Annotated in this window: 9 protein-coding genes; 7 read left to right on the top strand and 2 right to left on the bottom strand. The window is 65.9% G+C overall.

Going from position 1 to position 17,972, the window contains the following annotated elements:
- The first annotated feature begins 127 nt into the window (after positions 1–127).
- Together folP and WFP78_RS17600 are read left to right on the top strand one after the other, a co-directional pair.
- Positions 128–1,246 (top strand): dihydropteroate synthase, encoded by a 1,119-nt coding sequence (gene folP / locus WFP78_RS17605; protein ID WP_336965339.1) that lies wholly within the window; start codon positions 128–130, stop codon positions 1,244–1,246.
- Between the two features lie 37 nt (positions 1,247–1,283).
- The gene (locus WFP78_RS17600) at positions 1,284–2,363 is read left to right on the top strand and encodes an aldose epimerase family protein (protein ID WP_336965336.1); all 1,080 of its coding nucleotides are present in this window, start codon (positions 1,284–1,286) and stop codon (positions 2,361–2,363) included.
- Here WFP78_RS17600 and WFP78_RS17595 read toward each other — a convergent pair.
- Positions 2,360–3,496 carry an aminotransferase class I/II-fold pyridoxal phosphate-dependent enzyme gene (locus tag WFP78_RS17595; RefSeq protein WP_336965334.1) on the bottom strand — a complete coding sequence of 379 codons (1,137 nt, stop codon included), beginning with the start codon at positions 3,494–3,496 and terminating at the stop codon, positions 2,360–2,362. The genes WFP78_RS17600 and WFP78_RS17595 overlap by 4 nt on opposite strands.
- Before the next feature lie 48 nt (positions 3,497–3,544).
- Positions 3,545–4,579, bottom strand: a complete 1,035-nt coding sequence (locus WFP78_RS17590; protein WP_336965331.1) for a LysR family transcriptional regulator — start codon at positions 4,577–4,579, stop codon at positions 3,545–3,547.
- Between the two features lie 112 nt (positions 4,580–4,691).
- Here WFP78_RS17590 and WFP78_RS17585 point away from each other — a divergent pair, with 112 nt between their 5' ends.
- From WFP78_RS17585 to WFP78_RS17565, 5 genes are all read left to right on the top strand, one after another.
- Complete coding sequence (locus WFP78_RS17585; protein WP_336965329.1) at positions 4,692–6,893, top strand: malate synthase G; 2,202 nt, start codon at positions 4,692–4,694, stop codon at positions 6,891–6,893.
- A 90-nt stretch (positions 6,894–6,983) separates the two neighbouring features.
- Entirely contained in the window at positions 6,984–7,766 is a 783-nt protein-coding gene (locus WFP78_RS17580; protein ID WP_336965326.1) for a crotonase/enoyl-CoA hydratase family protein, read from the top strand.
- 276 nt (positions 7,767–8,042) lie between these two features.
- Positions 8,043–9,965, top strand: coding sequence for a TonB-dependent receptor plug domain-containing protein (locus WFP78_RS17575; protein WP_336965323.1), 1,923 nt, complete (start codon positions 8,043–8,045; stop codon positions 9,963–9,965).
- Positions 9,966–10,081: 116 nt separating this feature from the next.
- The gene (locus WFP78_RS17570; RefSeq protein WP_336965320.1) at positions 10,082–10,486 is read left to right on the top strand and encodes a MerR family transcriptional regulator; all 405 of its coding nucleotides are present in this window, start codon (positions 10,082–10,084) and stop codon (positions 10,484–10,486) included.
- 645 nt (positions 10,487–11,131) lie between these two features.
- Positions 11,132–17,632 carry an autotransporter domain-containing protein gene (locus WFP78_RS17565; RefSeq protein WP_336965317.1) on the top strand — a complete coding sequence of 2,167 codons (6,501 nt, stop codon included), beginning with the start codon at positions 11,132–11,134 and terminating at the stop codon, positions 17,630–17,632.
- The last annotated feature ends 340 nt before the right edge of the window (positions 17,633–17,972 follow it).

The raw sequence follows: 17,972 nt of genomic DNA, 5'->3' as shown, positions 1-17,972 counted from the left end.
GCCCTGAGCCTGGAGATAAACATGCTCTTGCGTAGGCAGGGGCCTAGAGTTCAGGGCGCGACCTTCATCCTGGGCTCCTGCCTGCGCAGGAGCACGTTACGAATGGAATGGAACGGAACCGCGATTCATGGCTCTTGAACGTCTTCCCGCCGACGCCCGGCTCTACCTTCGCCCGATCTGGTTCGCCGAAACCCCCGTGGGGCTGGATGGCACGACCGCGCGGATCGGGAGCAGCCTCATCTGGTTCCAGGGTTATGAGATAACGGCGATGCATGGCGGCGCGCGCGTGGCGCGGACAAGCGTGCCGGTCGCGGCCTTTGCCGATCTGATCGCGACCCTGCCCGAACCTTTGGCCGTCCGCGCGGTGGCTCTGGCCGCGAACATCGCCGCGCCGCGTGCCTCGCTGGTGCTGGGGCAGCGGACCATCCGGCTGGACGTGCCGCAGACGATGGGCATCCTCAACATGACGCCGGACAGCTTTTCCGACGGCGGCAGGCATCTGGACGATGCGCAGGCGGCGGCCGATGCCGGTTTTGCGATGACGGTCGCAGGCGGCGCGATCGTGGACGTGGGGGGCGAATCCACCCGTCCGGGCGCCCCGGCGGTGTGGGAGGGGGACGAGATCGCCCGCGTCATGCCGGTGGTGGAGCGGCTTGCCGCGTCCGGCGTGCCGGTTTCCATCGACACGCGCAAGGCGGCGGTGATGGAGGCGGTACTCGCCACCGGCCCGGCGATCGTCAACGATGTGAGCGCGCTGCTGCACGATCCGCGCAGCCTGGAGGTGGTCGTGGCGGCGGGGTGCCCGGTGGTGCTGATGCACGCGCCCTCGACCGGTGAGAATCCCCATCTGGGCGGCGATTATGCCGATCCGGTCTGCGACGTGTTCGACTGGCTGGAAGCGCGGATAAGTGCCTGCGTCGCCGCCGGCATCGCGCGGGAGAAGATCATCGTCGATCCGGGCCTTGGCTTCGGCAAGTCGCTCAGCGACAATCTGGCGCTGGTGAACCGGCTGGCGACCTTCCACGGCCTGGGCGTGCCGCTGCTCTTCGGCGGGAGTCGCAAGCGGATGATCGGCGCGCTTTCGAGCGAGGCGCCGGTGGCGGAACGGCTGGGCGGGTCGATAGCGCTGGCGGTGCGCGCGGTGCAACTGGGCGCGCAGATCGTGCGGGTGCATGATGTGCCCGAAACGGTGCAGGCGCTGCGGGTGTGGCGCGGGCTGCGCGACGCCGCCCTGGCAACGGCCTGAGCCTTTTCCCTTAACCTTCGACCGGGCGTCTGCCGTCATGACCATGGATCGTCGCATCTTCGATACCCTGCCGGATGGCCGCACCGTCCACCGATGGACGATCCGCAACGCCGGCGGCGCGGCCCTGACGCTGCTGGACCTTGGCGCGGTCATCCAGCGGCTTGAGGTGCCCGACCGGGATGGCCGGCTGGCCGATGTCGTGCTGGGCTTCGACAGGGCGGCGCCCTATCTCGATTGCCCCTATTTCGGCGCGGTCGTCGGGCGTTTTGCCAATCGGGTCGCGGGCGCGCGCTTCACGCTGGACGGCGTCGACTATCGGCTGGCGGCCAATGACGGCCCCAACAGCCTGCATGGCGGCGCCATGGGGTTCGACAAGCGGCTCTGGCATGGCGAAAGCGTTTCCACGGCGCAGGGGGAGGGCGTGCGCTTTTCCCTGGTCAGCGCCGATGGGGAGGAGGGCTATCCCGGCGCGGTGAATCTGAGCGCAACCTATGTCTGGACCGACGACAGCCAGTTGATCGTGGAGTATGCGGCGCGGGCGACGCCGTTCAGCGTCAGCCAGCACAGCTATTTCAATCTTGGTGGCGCTTCGGGGGTGGCCGACAGCGTGCTTGGCCATGAACTGACGATCCCGGCGGCGCATTATCTCGCCGTCGACCGCAGCCTCATCCCCACCGGACAGCCGGAAAGCGTGACGGGCACCCCGTTCGATTTTCGAACGGCAAAGGCGATTGGCCGGGATATCGCGGGCGACCATCCGCAACTGACCATCGGCGGGGGCTATGACCATAATTGGATCGCCGATGGTGAGGGGCTTCGCATAGTGGCCCGGCTGCACGATCCGGCGTCCGGCCGGGTGATGGAGGTGTGCAGCGATATGCCGGGCCTGCAAGTCTATACGGGCAATGTCCTGGATGGCACGCAGCGCGGCAAGGGCGGGGTCGCCTATGACCGTCGCTGCGCTGTCGCGCTGGAGACGCAATTCTTCCCCGATTCCCCCAACCGGCCCGATTTCCCGTCCTGCATCCTGCGGCCGGGCGAGGCGTTCTCCAGTCGCACGATCTTCGCCTTCTCGACAGCGAAGCCGGCTGTTCCAGCCGACTTCAGAATGCTCTAGCCGGTGTTCCGCGCCGCGAACCATGGCGTCATCCGTGCGATCGCATCCGCGATGCGGTCGGTGGAGACGGCGAAGCTGAAGCGCATGAAGCCATGGCCGTCGACCGGATCGAAATCGATCCCCGGCGCGGTGGCGACGCCGGTGTCGAGCAGCAGATCGCGGCAGAAGGCCATGCTGTCGTCCGTCATGTGGCTGACATCGGCATAGATGTAGAAGGCGCCGTCGGGCGGTGCGATGCGGCGCAGGCCGAGCGCGGGCAGTGCCTCCAGCAGCAGGGCGCGGTTGCGCCGGTAGGTCTCGACATGGCCCTCCAGCTCGTCGCGGCAATCGAAGGCGATGAGCCCGGCATGTTGCGCCAGCGACGGCGGCGTCAGGAACAGATTGCCCATGCGCGCCCGCGCCGCCTCGATCAGCCGTGGCGGCACCACCAGCCAGCCCAGCCGCCAGCCGGCCATGCTGAAATATTTGGAAAAGCTGTTGACCACCACCGCGTCGGGCGCGTGCTGGAGCATCGAATCCGCCTGCTCCGTATAGCTCAGTCCATGGTAGATTTCGTCGGAGACGAGGGCGATGCCGCGCCGGGTGCAGATGTCCGTGATCCGCGCCATTTCCTCGGGCGGGATGATCGTGCCGGTCGGATTGGCCGGGCTGGCGATGATGAGGCCGTCCGGCGCGGGATCGAGGCGGGCGATGGCGTCCGCGGTGATCTGGAACCGCTCCGCCGCGCCGCAGGGCAGCTCGACGGGCACGAGGTGCAGGGCTTTCAGCGTATTGCGATAGGCGACATAGCCGGGGCGGGCGAGCGCCACCCGCGCGCCGGGCGCGAACAGGCAGGACAGGGCGAGCACGAAGGCGGGCGAAGCGCCGCAGGTCAGGATGACCTGATCGGGGTCGACCGTCACGCCATGGCGGTCCTGATAATGCGCGGCGATGCGTTGCTTGAGCGCCGGGCTTTCCCAATAGCCCATCGCGTCATTGTCCAGGATGCGGTGGGCGGCGGCGATGGCGGCGGCGGGCGCGCCGGTGGAGGGTTGGCCGAATTCCATATGGATGATGGAACGGCCTTCCGCCGCGAGGCGATGGGCGAGGCCGCTGATGGCGATGGCGTGGAAGGGGTCGATCTGTGCAGTCATGGCGATTGCTTTAGGGCCGATCGACATTCAGCCCAACCCACAAAAAGCTCATCTTTTGTGTTCCTGCGAAGGCCGGAATCCAGGATGGCAGGGCGTTTCCTCGCCCTGGGTTCCTGCCTTCGCAGGAACACGGCAAAGAATGGCCTGGTCGTGCGTGCGCGGATGGGCAAGGCGCGAGCTGCGCACGCTGTCCTGCTCCCATGGCGGCACCGGCTGGTAGCAGGACTGGAGGAAGTCGATCAGCGCCTGCGCGGCGGCGGGCAGGCGGGGCATGGGGGTGTGGACGATGAAGATCGCGACATCCTGCGACCCCTCATAATCGGGCAGGATGCGGACCAGGTCGCCGTGCGCGAGCGCGCTGCCCACATCCCACAGCGACCGCAGCGCGATGCCCGCGCCGCCCAGCGCCAGCTCGCGCACGACCTCGCTGCTATTGGTACGCACGACGCTCTGCCCGCCCAGCGTGACCAGCCCGCCCGGCCCATCGAGCTGCCAGGGGAGCTGGCCATCCGCCGCCAGCAGCGCATGATCGCGCAGCGCGGCGAGGCTGGCCGGCACGCCATGGCGGCCCAGATAGCCGGGCGCCGCGCACAGCAGGCGGCGGCTGGTCGCCAGCCGATGGCCGACAAGACCGGCGCCGACCTGCGCGGTGATGCGGATGGCGAGGTCATGGCGGCTGCTCATCAGGTCGGTGAAACCGTCCGACAGGTCCAGTTCCAGCGCGACATGGGGATAGCGTTCAAGGAAGGCGCCCAGGAAAGGCGCGACATGCAGCCGGCCGAAGGATGTCGGCGCGGTGACGCGCAGCGGGCCGGAGGGGACGTCCGCCCGGCCGGCGATCTTGTCTTCCGCCGCCTTGAGCGCCAGCATGATGGATTGCAGGTCGGCATGGAGCTGATGCCCCTGCGGTGTCAGCGTCATGCGGCGGGTGGTCCGGTGGATCAGGCGGACGCCCAGCCGCTCTTCCAGCCGCACCAGCCGCTTGGAGATGCTGGCCGTCGACATGCCCAGCGCGCGCGCCGCCGCCGACAGGCTCTGCGCCTCCACGATGGCAACGAACAGGTCATAATCGGGGTCCATCATGATTATTTCACTACAGGAAAAACTTGATTGAATTATTGCTGTCTACCGGAAACTGCGCGACCCGTCTAGGAACGGCGCGAGCGGCGCGACGCGCCACGAACGGGAGCTGGATATGAGCATGATCGAAAAGGCCGGCCTGAGCGTCGCTGCCGACCTGGCGGATTTCATCGACAGCAAGGCGCTGCCGGGCACGGGCATTGCGCCGGATGCCTTCTGGGCAGGCGCCGCCGCGATTTTCGCGCGCTTTGCGCCGCAAAATGCCGCGCTGCTGGCAAAGCGCGATACGCTGCAAGCCGCCATCGACGCATGGCACGATGCGCGCGCCGGCCAGCCGATCGACATGGCGGCCTATAAGGCGTTCCTGACCGGGATCGGCTATCTGGTGCCGGAGCCCGCGCCGTTCGCGGTCACGTCCACGAAGGTCGACGATGAACTGGCGACGATGACGGGGCCGCAGCTTGTCGTCCCCATCCTCAACGCCCGCTTCCTGCTGAACGCCGCCAATGCCCGCTGGGGCAGCCTGTACGATGCGCTCTATGGCACGGACGCCATTCCCGGCGCGGCGGCGGGCAGGGGCTATGATGCCGCGCGCGGCGCGCAGGTCATCGCCTGGGCAAAGGCGTTCCTGGACAAGGCCGTGCCGCTTGCCGGCATGAAGTGGTCGGACATCAACGACATCCGCGTGCTGACGGGTGATTGGAACAGCCTGACCGATTTTGTCCCCCAGCAATTGATGTTGGGATATCGCAATTCTGCTGCCGGGGCGTATACGGCGCTGAAAGATACGGCGCAGTTTGTCGGCTATCGTGGCGAGGCGGAACGACCCGGATCGGTTCTGTTCCGGCATAACGGCCTGCATATCGAAGTCGTGATCGACCGTGCTCACGAGATCGGTAGCGAAGATCCGGCAGGAATCGCCGATGTCATCCTGGAATCCGCGCTCTCGACGATCTGCGATCTGGAGGATTCGGTCGCCGCCGTCGACGCGGAGGACAAGGTTGCCGCCTATGCCAACTGGCTGGGCCTGATGAAGGGCGATCTGGAGGATACGTTCGAGAAGAATGGCGCATCGATGACCCGGCGCCTGAATGGCGACCGCCGCTATACCGCGCCGGATGGCGCCAGCTTCACCCTGCCGGGCCGGAGCCTGCTGTTCGTCCGCAATGTCGGCCATCTGATGACGACGCCTGCCGTCCTGCTGGCGGATGGCGGCGAGGCGCCGGAGGGCATTCTCGACGGCATCGTCACCAGCCTGATCGCGCTGCACGACCTCAAGGCGAATGGCGCTTTCAGGAACAGCCGCGCAGGCTCCATCTATATCGTGAAGCCCAAGATGCACGGGCCGGAGGAAGCCGCCTTCACCAACGATCTGTTCGACGCGATCGAGGATCTGCTGGGTGTTGAGCGTCATACGCTCAAGGTCGGCGTGATGGATGAGGAGCGCCGGACCTCGGCCAATCTCGCCGCCTGTATTGAAGCGGTGAAGGGGCGGATCATGTTCATCAACACCGGCTTCCTCGACCGCACGGGCGATGAGATGCACACGTCGATGCGGGCCGGGCCGATGCTGCGCAAGGGCGACATGAAGAGCACCGACTGGATCAGGGCCTATGAGGACCGCAACGTCCAGATCGGCCTTGCCTGCGGGCTGTCTGGCCGGGCGCAGATCGGCAAGGGCATGTGGGCCGCACCGGACCGGATGGCGGACATGCTGGAACAGAAGATCGGCCACCCGATGACCGGCGCGAACACCGCCTGGGTGCCGTCCCCCACCGCCGCGACCCTGCACGCGACGCACTATCATGCAGTGGACGTGTTTGCGCGCCAGGCGGAGCGGAAGGCGGAGCCCGTCGCCAGCCTCGACGCGCTGCTGACCATTCCCGTCGCGACGGGCCGGAACTGGTCGGAACAGGACATCCGCGACGAGCTGGACAATAATGCGCAGGGCATCCTTGGCTATGTCGTCCGCTGGGTGGATCAGGGCGTCGGTTGCTCGAAGGTGCCCGATATCCACGATATCGGCCTGATGGAGGATCGCGCGACCCTGCGCATCTCGTCGCAGCATATGGCGAACTGGCTGCTGCACGGCGTCTGCTCGGCGGCGGAGGCGGATGCCGCCTTCGGGCGCATGGCGGCCAAGGTCGACGGGCAGAATGCCGGCGATCCGCTTTACCGGCCGATGAGCGGGCATGAGGATGCAAGCCTTGCGTATCAGGCCGCCCGCGCGCTGGTGTTCGAGGGGGTGGAACAGCCCAATGGCTATACCGAGCCCCTGCTCCACAGATTCCGCGCGCGGGTGAAGGCGGCCGCCTGAACCTTCGCCTCTGATCCTTCCCGATTGAAGCGCTTTGCGGCCCATGCCATGCCTTGCCGACAGGACAGGCATGGGCCGGAGAGGGCGAACATGAACGAGCGCGTGACGATCAGCATGGATGGCGGCGTGGCCGACGTCCGCTTCAACCGGCCCGACAAGCTGAACGCGCTGGACCAGGCGCAGATCGCGGCCATAGCCGACGCGATCGACCGGCTGGGCGCGATGCCCGGTCTGCGCTGCGTCCTGCTGTCGGGCGAGGGGCGGGGCTTTTGCGCCGGGCTGGATATCGCGGCGGTGGCGGGCGACCCGATGCTGACGGACCTGATGCCGCGCAGCCATGGCGTGGCCAATCTGTTCCAGCATCTGGCGTTGGGATGGCGCGACTTGCCGGTGCCGGTGATCGCGGCGATCCACGGCGTCGCCTTTGGCGGCGGCGCGCAGATCGCGCTGGGCGCCGATATCCGCATCGCCGCGCCCGATGCGCAGATCGCGCTCATGGAAATGCGCTGGGGGCTGGTGCCGGACATGGGCGCCATGCCCCTGCTGCGCGGACTGGTGCGCGACGATGTGGCGCGCGAGCTGATCTATACCGGGCGGCGGATCGGCGGCGAGGAGGCGGCGATGCTTGGCCTTGTCACGCGGACGGCGGACCATCCGCTGGCGGAGGCGCGCGCGCTTGCCCACGGCATCGCCGGCAACAGTCCGGAGGCGGTGCGGGCGGCCAAGCGGCTGCTCAACCGCGCGTCACAGGCGGATGACGCCGCCCTGCTGCTGGCCGAATCCCGCGAGCAGCTGGCGCTTCTGGCCTCCGAAGGCCATCGCGAAACCCTGCGCGCGGCGCAGGAAAAGCGGGCGCCGCAGTTCACCGACTGAGCGGCGGGAAAGCATCCCGTGCCCGGGCTGGCCATCGGCATGGCGCCAAGCGAAGCGCGATAGCGGGCGGCGACGCGCGCCACGGGAACAGCCTTTGCAACCTTCGCAAAGGCATGGCTTGACCCTGTAGTCGCTACAGCCTTTATGGAGGCGCCTGTCGGGACGCCCGCCATGATGGCGGGCCGTTCGCCGCGCATATCGCCGCGCATATTCCAGGGGGCAGGCTTGTATTCAAGGATTTGCATTCGCCGTTGGCCGATGGTGGCGACGGCGCCGATGCTGTCGCTGTTGTCGTCCCTCGATATGTCCGCCGCCTTCGCGCAGGAGCATCCGGCGGCGGAGAAGAGCGAGGAGATCGTCGTGCAGGCCACGCGGTCCGGCCGCAGCGTGCAGGACGAGCCGATCCGTGTCGAGGTGATCGATCGCGAGGAGATCGAGGAAAAGCTGCTGATGACGCCCGGCAACATCGCCATGCTGGTGAGCGAGACGCCGGGGGTTCGGGTGCAGGTGACATCGCCGGCGCTGGGCGCGGCGAATGTCCGGATGCAGGGGTTGAAGGGGCGCTATACCCAGGTCCTTGCCGATGGCCTGCCGCTCTATGGCGGGCAGACGCCTGCGATCGGCCTGCTGCAGATACCGCCGACCGATCTGGGCCAGGTGGAGGTCATCAAGGGCGCGGCATCCGCGCTCTACGGTCCGTCCGCGCTGGGCGGGGTCATCAACCTGGTGTCGCGCCGCCCGGCGCCCGAGCCGCAGGGCGAGCTGCTGGTGAACCTCACCAGTCGCGACGGGCAGGATGTGACGGCCTATGGCTCGGCCCCCCTGACCGACAGCCTGCGCTGGTCGGTGACGGGGGGCTTCGACCGGCAGAGCCGCCGGGACCTGGACGGCGATGGTTGGGCCGACATGCCCGGCTATGATCGCTGGACGGTCCGACCGCGGCTCTTCTGGGACGGATCGGGCGGGGCCAAGGCGTTGCTGACGGTCGGGGCGATGACCGAGCAGCGCGACGGCGGCACCCTGCCGGGCCGGACGACGCCGGACGGTTCGCCCTTCCCGCAGGCCCAGCACAGCCGGCGGCTGGACGCGGGGCTGGTGGCGGAAGCGCCGGTGGCGGGCCTGGGGACGCTGCACCTGCGCGCATCGGGCGTCACCCAGTCGCATCGCCACCGCTTCGGCACCGATGTCGAGGAGGATCGCCACCGGACGCTGCTGGCCGAAACATCGCTGGGCGGCGGCGCGGGCGCGACGACATGGCTGGCCGGGGTGGCGTTCCAGCGGGACAGTTACCGCTCCGATGCCTTTCCCGCGTTCGATTATAGCTACACCGTCCCGGCGCTGTTCGTGCAGGGCGAGCAGGCGCTGCGCAGCGACCTGACGCTGGCGGCGAGCGCCCGCTGGGACGGGCACAGCGCCTATGGTTCGCGCCTCAGCCCCCGCCTGTCGCTGCTGTACCGGCCCGGTCCGTGGACGGTTCGCGCCTCGCTCGGCCGGGGCTTCTATGCCCCCACGCCCTTTGTGGAGGAGATCGAGGCGGCGGGCCTCTCACGGCTGCAACCGCTTGGCCGGCTGCGGGCGGAAACGGCGGAAACCGCGTCGCTCGACATGGGTTATGCGCGGGGGCCGATCGAGGCGAGCCTGACGCTGTTCGCCTCGGATATCGACCATGCCGTGCAGTTGCGGACGATCGATGCCGACAGCGTTGCGCTGGTGAACGCCGATGGGGTCACGCGCACGCGCGGCGCCGAGCTGATGCTGCGCTATCGCTGGCGCGCGTTCACCCTCACCGGCAGCTATGTGCATATCGACGCGACCGGGCCCGACCCCGGGGCCGCGCGCCGCCGCACGGTGCCGCTCACGCCGCGCAATACCGCCGGGCTGGTCGCGATGTGGGAAAAGCCCGGGCGGGGCCGGATCGGCCTTGAAGCCTATTATACCGGGCAGCAGCAGCTGGACGACAATCCCTATCGCACCCGGGGCCGGCCCTATGTCGAACTGGGCGCGATGGGCGAGCTGGTGCTGGGCAGGGTCAGCCTGTTCGTGAATGCCGAGAATATGCTGAATGTCCGGCAGACCCGTTTCGACCCGCTGCTCCTGCCGTACCGCGCACCCGATGGCGCGTGGACGGTGGATGCCTGGGCGCCGACCGATGGGTTCGTGGTCAATGGCGGGGTGCGCTTCCGGTTCGGCGCGGACTGAACGCCCCCTTCCGCGCGCCTGACGGGCGATCCGCCCGCCGCCGGCGATGTCGCCACCTCGCATGGCCCGCGACGACGTGCCATAGGGGTGGTCGTAGCAACTACAGGGTCAGGATCATGGCGCTCACGATCGGCGATCTCGGCAAGGCGACGGACACCAGGGTGGAGACGGTGCGCTATTATGAGCGGATCGGGCTGTTGCCCAAGCCGCCGCGCACGACGGGCAATTACCGCGACTATGGCAAGGCGGAATTGGGCCGCCTGTCCTTCATCCGGCGGGCGCGGGCGCTTGGCTTCTCACTGGACCAGGTGAGGGCGCTGTTGCAGCTGTCGGACGACCGAAGCTGCGACTGCGCAGGGATCGACCGCATCGCCGGGGACCATCTTCGCGAGGTCGACCGCAAGCTTGCCGACCTGACCGCCCTGCGCCGCGAGTTGAAGGCGGTGATCGATTCCTGCGACGGCGGCAAGGTGGCGGACTGCCGCATCATCGAGGCCCTTGGCCCATCGGATCGGCGATGATGGCGATCAGGGGGGGAGGATATGGGCGGGATATTGTCGCCGGCGCCGAAAGCTGTCTTGCGACGGCGCGGCTGGGTTCCGGTTCGCAGACTTCCTGTATGGACGCGCCCCCCCCATGTGCGGGCGACGGCCGGCTGAGTCGCTTTTAGACCAAGATGCGTTCAATATAGACAATTCAATATAGAGAAATGGTCCTTGCGGGAGCCAGATAAGCCCGATTTCTGGGGATATAAGGCGTGTAATGTGGACGATGCGAGCCCATTTTCATTCTACGGCGCGCGCCACCTGGTGACAAATGGGTGACAAAGATGTCGCTTAAAGTGTCCGCGCGTAAAATATCTCAATTCCGGTGCCGGATGGCACGCCTGCCGAGAAATATTGAATCCGGCTTGGTGAAAAATAATGCCTTGTATTTATTTGCATTCACTCTGTAAGGCTCGGTTTGACTAAGCAGTTACTGGGGGAATCATGAAATTGAGGGAATGCACGTCCAAATGGGCGTTGCTGGCTGGCGGAAGCGTTGTTGCGGTTCTTGCCATGGTTCAATCCGCCCAAGCTGCTTGCGATACCTCCCCTCCCGCTCAGGGCAGCATCACCACCTGCACGGGGGACAATCAACCTTTCACAGTCACGACCAATGCGCAGATGATCATTGCCGATGGCGCGACCGTTTCCGGCAACGGCCTGTCCGCCATCCGCCTCAACAGTGATCGCGCCAACCTGCGGATCGACGGAACGATCACGGCAACGGGCGCGGCGGCGCTGACGGTGCAGAATGGCATTCCCTATTACAACACCGATCCCTATGCCGGGGCTTCACCCCATTATGGATTTGTCTATCCCAATGGCGCGGCCACCATCGTCGTGGGCGAGCAGGGGAAGATCAGCGGCGACACCGGAATCTGGATTGAAAAATCGTCCAGCAACCCCATCGGCCGCTCGACGGCTTCGATCAGCAATAGCGGCCTGATCACGTCCACGGGCGGGAGTGCCGCCATCCGCGGCCCTGCAAGCAACGACATCTATTACAGCCAGATTGCCAACGCGCAGACCGGCACCATCACGGGCATCGCGGCCGGTGTCTTCAACATCAGCAATGCGGGCATGATCGATGGTGGCGCCAATGCGGCCATTGCGCTCAACCACCTGACCGATCTTTTTTTCCTCTCCTCGACCAGCAGCATCGCCAATAGCGGCACGATTGCATCCTCGTCGGCGGCCACCATCGACAGCCGTCAGGACCAGTCGAACATTTCGAACAGCGGTTCCATCGAGAATAAGGGCGCCGGATTCGCGATACTGGCGACTGGCGGCCTTTCCCTGACCAACAGCGGCACCATAAAGGGCAGCATACAGACGGGCGGTGCTTCAGCGTCGCTGGTCGACAACAGTCTGGGCACTATTGAGGGAGACGTACTGTTCGGTTCAGGTGACGACATATTCGTCGCTTCGATTGACACCGTGGGTATAATTTCGACCGGCGTCACCGGAAAGGTCGATGGCGCCGCCGGGATCAACATGATCAAGGTGGCTGTGGCCCAGGACAGCACGGCCAGCGGTCCCCTGGTTCTCCCCACCAACTTCTCGGTTCTGGGCGTCGCATTGCAGGACAAGGCGCGCCTGACACTGGACACCGGCTTCAGCGCAGCGGCGCTGGTTTCGGTGACGGGGTCGGGGACGCTGGAGAATCAGGGCCGCATCGAAACCCGGGGTCGGGCGATCGCCGCTCGTGGTTTCGCCTCTCCCGACCCGCTGGGCGTGGTGAACGGCGGCACGATCAAGGCTGGCCTGCAGAACGCCACCGATGCCGCCATCTTTCTGGATGGCGCCTCCTTCACCAATGACGGGATGATCGAGGCGACGGGCGGGGTCGGCATTTTCATGCAGTCCGGATCGGGTTCCGCTCTGGTCAATTCGGGGAAGATCAGTGCCAGCGATGGTCCGGCGATCCTGTTTGGCGACACTTTCGGCAGTGGCCGACTGGCCGTCGAGAACAAGACCGGTGGCGTGATCGAGGGCGCATCCGCTGCCATCGCCATCGTGTCCGGCAGCAATCCTTATGCGGCGAGCGCGACCGGCATCACCAATGCAGGCACGATCAACGGCAATGTCGATCTGACAGGTCGGTCGAGCGCCGATCGTTTCATCATGCAGCAGGGCGGCGCGGTGCATGGCGATGTCCGCCTTGGCGAGGGCGACGACATCTTCATCGCCGACGGTGCCATGGGCGCAGACGGGTTCCGCACCGGCATCTCCGGCGCGCTCGATGGCGGGGCCGGGAACGATCAGCTCGTCGCCCGTTTCCGGTCGGATGCCGATGTCGTCCTGGGCGATTTCATGAATTTCGAAGCGATTGGCCTTGAAGTCGCAGCAGGCAAAGTTGCAAAGATGGGCGGCTCCCTATCGGGCAATGGCCTGGCTGTTTTCGGTGAAGGTACAGCCGACCTCTCACTGACCATCGACGCGAAAAACCATAGCCTGATCACCGGCTCGTCTTATGGCTTCAATCTTCCAGACAGCCCATCGCCCTATGACAACACCAGTACGGCCATCATCAGTCGTGGTGTGCTGAACGCAGAATTCGATGCCAGTGCGAATGGCGGAGCTGGCGTTGCCCTCGATCAGACCGACCGCTTCACGAATGACGGGACGATCACGCTTGTTCAGGCGCCGCACCCCTATGGCCTGCGTATTGCCGCCATCGGTGGCGGTAGCGCGGTGACGAACAATGGCCGGATTATCCTCGACGGTGGCGCCGGCATTGTCGGTTCGCTGTCCGCGATCAACAGCGGGACGATCAGCCAGATTTCGGGTGGCGCGACCGCTGTCGGCGTTTCGGGTGTCCGGGACCTGACGAACAGCGGCACAATCAAGACGGCCGGGGTGGCGGTCGGAACGGGCGACTCCATGCCGTCGACCGTTCGCAACAGCGGCACGATCGCGGGCAGCGGCGCGCAGGCCATCATGGGCAGCTATAGCCCGGTGACCATCGTCAACGAGACAGGCGGCACGATTTCCGGCGGAGCCGGTTTCGATGCCGTTGCGCTGGCGGGCGGAGGGGCGCTCTCCAATGCGGGGACCATCAATGGCAACGTCAATCTGGCGTACAGCGCTTTTGGCGGCACCAGCATGGCGGGCGGCGCCTATGTCGATCGCGGGGGCACGCTGAATGGCAATCTGACATTCGGCGCGGGGAACGACATCTTCGTCGCCACGGGCGACACGACCGGCGTGCTGGGCACCCTCAATGCGGGCGCCGGTACCGATACATATGTGCGCAGCTACAATGCCAGCGGCAGCGTCGACCTTGCCGCCCTGCCAACGCTTCCTGTCGGTTTTGAACGGCGGGGCGTCGGCGCTTCCGGCGCGAACACGGTGGTGACGCTGACCGCATCGTCGGGACAGGCGAGCGAGCCGATCATGCTGGTCGGCGATGGCACCATCGTCAACATGGCGGATATCGCGACGGCAGCGGGTCTGCGGCCGCGGCGCCTTGTCGTGCTTGGCACCGCGATAGATCCGCTCAACCTCTCGGGCGCCGGCTCGACGCTCGCATTCATCAATCGCGGCACCATCGGCGACGGGGTGATCGGTTATGCGCGCAGCTTCGACAATGAAGGGACTGTCCTCAACCGCGTGGCGGGGAATGTCAGCGCCCAGATCATGGCGAGCGACGCAAACAGCTTCACATTCAGGAACAGCGGCACCATCTCGTCGCCTGACAACAGCCCATATTATTCGGGCATGGCGACGGCCGTCACCATCGAGGCTGCAACGAGCAGCCTTATGATCGGCCAGGCGGATATCGAGAATAGCGGCGCGATTGAAGGTGGCATCGCGGTGGCGCTGAACGCCAGGCAGTTCACCTTCGCGAACAGCGGCACCATCGCGCGCGGCAATGGCGAGAATGTCTCGGCGTCGATCGATATCGGGCAAGGCTATGGCGCCAGCGACGACATCAACGCCGACAGCGTCACCATCGACAATAGCGGAACCTTTTCTAACGGCCTCAGCCTCTATGCCGGCGCCAAGGCAATAAGCGTCACCAATAGCGGCATCGTCGGTTCGTCCTCTTATGGAGGGGCGATTTCCTTGACCCAATATGGCCACTGGACGGGCGACGCGACAATGGGCCTTTACGGCAATGTCGATCAGGACAGCGTCGCATTCGCCAACGGCGGAACGGTGAACGGCGGCGCGAATATCTTGGCAAGCGCCAGAACCCTCACGGTGACGAACAGCGGCACCGTGGATGCCGCAGCCACTACGCTGGCGGAGACCGACGGGGCCGCCCTTGAAATAGAGTCGAGCAGCCAGGGCAGCCAGACGATCAACCTCACCAACAGCGGGACGATCAAGACAGACCGCCTGGGCGTATCCGCCGTTTCCATCGAAGGCTACGCACGATCCGTCGACCAGCAGATACATGGCTATGATGAATCGGCCGGGCCCGGTGATGGAGAACCCACGACGAGCGTCAGCATCACGAACTCCGGTGTCATAAGTGCCGATGGAGGAGCCTTGCATGAAGCGGCATCTCCGCCGCCCTACCCATGGTATCCCGCGACGCCGGAAAGTCTGCAGCTGGTTACGGCCCTCGGGATCAATGCCTCGAGCGGCGGCGTTTCCTCCATCACCGTCACCAACGCCGTCGGCGGCCTGATTTCGGCGACGGGTGCAACCCGAAATGCGGGCGATCTGGAAGGCACGCCGCTCGCCGGGTTCGAGGATATCGGCTCGACGGCGTTCATGGCCTCGGCCAACAGGGTCACGTTGGTCAATGCAGGCACGATCCGCGGTCTCAATGGCGGCGTTACCCCTTCCGATCTCCTGATTTACAACGACATTTCGGATTATGAATATGCAGGCCGCTTCATGGCCGGCGCCATTCAAACGGTGAATTCGGCCGACACGATCACCAACCTCGCCACCGGCGTGATCAGCGGATCGGTCGATCTGGGCGCGATGGACGACAGCATGGTGAATTTGGGCACCATCAACGGCAATGTCTTCCTGGGCGAGGGGAACGACTCGTTCACGCATAATCTGCACGCCACGCTGAACGGCATGGTGGACGGGGGGGCGGGTACCGACGCGTTGGTCATCGACATCAACGGGGGCGGGCTGCTCGATCAGGCGACCTTCGACACATTCGTCAACTTCGAGAGCCAGGCGCTCAGCGGCACCGGTACGATCACGACGAACGGCCAGCTCGCCGTGGACAGCCTGTTCCTGCGCGATGCCCATATGACGCTGGCGGCCGGGCAAACATTGCAGACTGCGAGCGACATTGCCGTCGTCTTTGCCGACGGCACGAACAGCTTCATCAACATGGGGACGATCAAGGGCGGGCTCAGCTTTGCTGGCGGCACGAACAGCTTCGTCAACATGGGGAACATCGCCGGGCCGGTCACGCTGGGCGGCGGCAATGACATATTCACCATCGGGGCAGGCTCCTTGGTCTCCGGTCCGGTCGATGCGGGTGCAGGCAATGACCTGCTGATCCTGGCAGCCGGCGGCAGCGGCACATCTCCCGATGACATCCGCCTGTCCGCGTTCACGGGCTTTGAACGGACGCGGCAGGACAGCGGCACGGTCGCGCTTTCCGGCGATTACACGACGGGTCAGCTGGATATCGTCAACGGCCGGTTCATCGGACGCACGGGTTCGGTCCTGAACGCGCCTCTCATCACGGTGAATGGCGGCGCGACCTTTGGCAGCGCGGGCACCGTCAACGGCAATGTCACGGTACAGGGCACGCTCTCTCCGGGCGCGTCACCGGGTACGATGACGATCAACGGCGGCGTTGCGCTGGCCGGTGGGTCGACCACGCTGTTCGAAATGACGCCGACGGTGAGCGACGCCCTGATCATCAACGGATCGCTGGCCATCGCGCCTGGTGCAACGCTGACGCTGATCGGCAACCGTCCGCTGACCCCCGGCGTGACCTATCGGCTCATCACGGCAAGCAACGGCATCACCGGCAGCTTCACGACCATCGACCAGGCATCGACGGTGATCGGCTTCATCCGGCAGGGGAGTCAGAGCATAGACCTGCTCGGACAGTTCGTGGTCAACGGCAGCGCCAATCCGCAGGTGGTCCGCACGGTCGACTATCTCAATGGCCTGCTGATCGCCGGCACCGCGACCGGCGCCATCCTGGATGCCGCCCCATCTCTGCTGATGGCGGATGGTTCGGTGAATGCGGCATCCATCGCGCGCCTCAATGCCGAAAGCTACGCCTCCGCGTCGCAGATCGGGGTGGAAAATGGGCTGACCATCGCGGCGGCGCTACGCTCCGCCAATGTCGCATCGCATGGTGACGCGCCTGGCCTCTTCACCTTCGGCCAGACGTTGGGCGGCTGGCGGCGGTTGCCCGGCGCCGCGGCCACGGGCACGTCGCGGGCGGACATCTCCACCTATGGTGCGTTCGCCGGAATCGGGCTGGGATCGCAAACCGCGTCGATCGGCGCCTTTGCCGGCTATATCAATGCGCGGCAGCGGATCGCGGCTCTCGGCACGAAGACGCAAGCGGACGGCGTGTTGGCCGGCGTGTTCGCCCGGGCGACTTTCGACGGGTTCGAGATTGCCGCCTCGCTCAGCTATGACGGCAGTGCGGCGGACACGGATCGCACATTGTTCAACGGCAGCAGGACGAGCGCCCATTATCGGCTGCGCGGCTGGACGACGGACCTGTCGCTCGGCCGATCCTTCGCCATCGGCGGCGGCTGGTCGCTGCGGCCCGAAGTGGGCCTCACCCAAATGTCCTCACGCCGCGGACGTGCGACCGAAAATGGCGATGGAACATGGGGGCTCACCGTGGATGCCCGTCGAACCAAGGCAAGCTTCCTGAACGGTGCCTTCACGTTGAAGGGCGCGACGGCGGCCCGCATCAGCCCCTGGCTTTCGGTCGGCATCCGCCATCAGTTGAGCGATACCCATAGCGCGGCGACGGCGGCCTATATCGGTGTGCCCGACAGCCTGACAGTCATCGGCGTTACGCGCAACGCGACGCTGGCCACCGTCGGGGCTGGAGCGACCATGCAGCTATCGCGAGCGACAGCGCTCTTCTTCGGCGCCAATAGCGAGTTCGGCGCGGACAGCAGCGGCGAAAGCGCAACGGTCGGGCTGAAGATCCGCTTCTAGGGTGATTGATCTGATGATATCGGATCAATCGCTCCAGGGCAGCGGGCGAGGCGGCGCGGTTTCGGTCAGTCGGCCGGTGAGACCAGGAGCCTCGCTCTTCTCTCCACCGCAACCGCCGGGACAGGCAGATGGCCGAACGCAACATGGGCATCCGGACCATGCGGGCGATATCGGACCATATGGGTGACGGGAAGTGGCTGGCCCACGCTCGTGGGACGGATCGGAAAGCGACTGGCGGATGTCGCGATCAGTTCGCTTTTGCCGGGGGAAGAAGGCAGAGGCCTTCGCAGGGGGGCGCGCCGGAATTGTCGGTCGAAAGTCGGCTGTTTCGCGCGTCCGG

The organism is Sphingobium aquiterrae (assembly GCF_037154135.1).
Taxonomy (GTDB): domain Bacteria; phylum Pseudomonadota; class Alphaproteobacteria; order Sphingomonadales; family Sphingomonadaceae; genus Sphingobium; species Sphingobium aquiterrae.
Note: the sequence above shows the minus strand (reverse complement) of the source record. Positions and strands in the feature narration are given on the sequence as shown.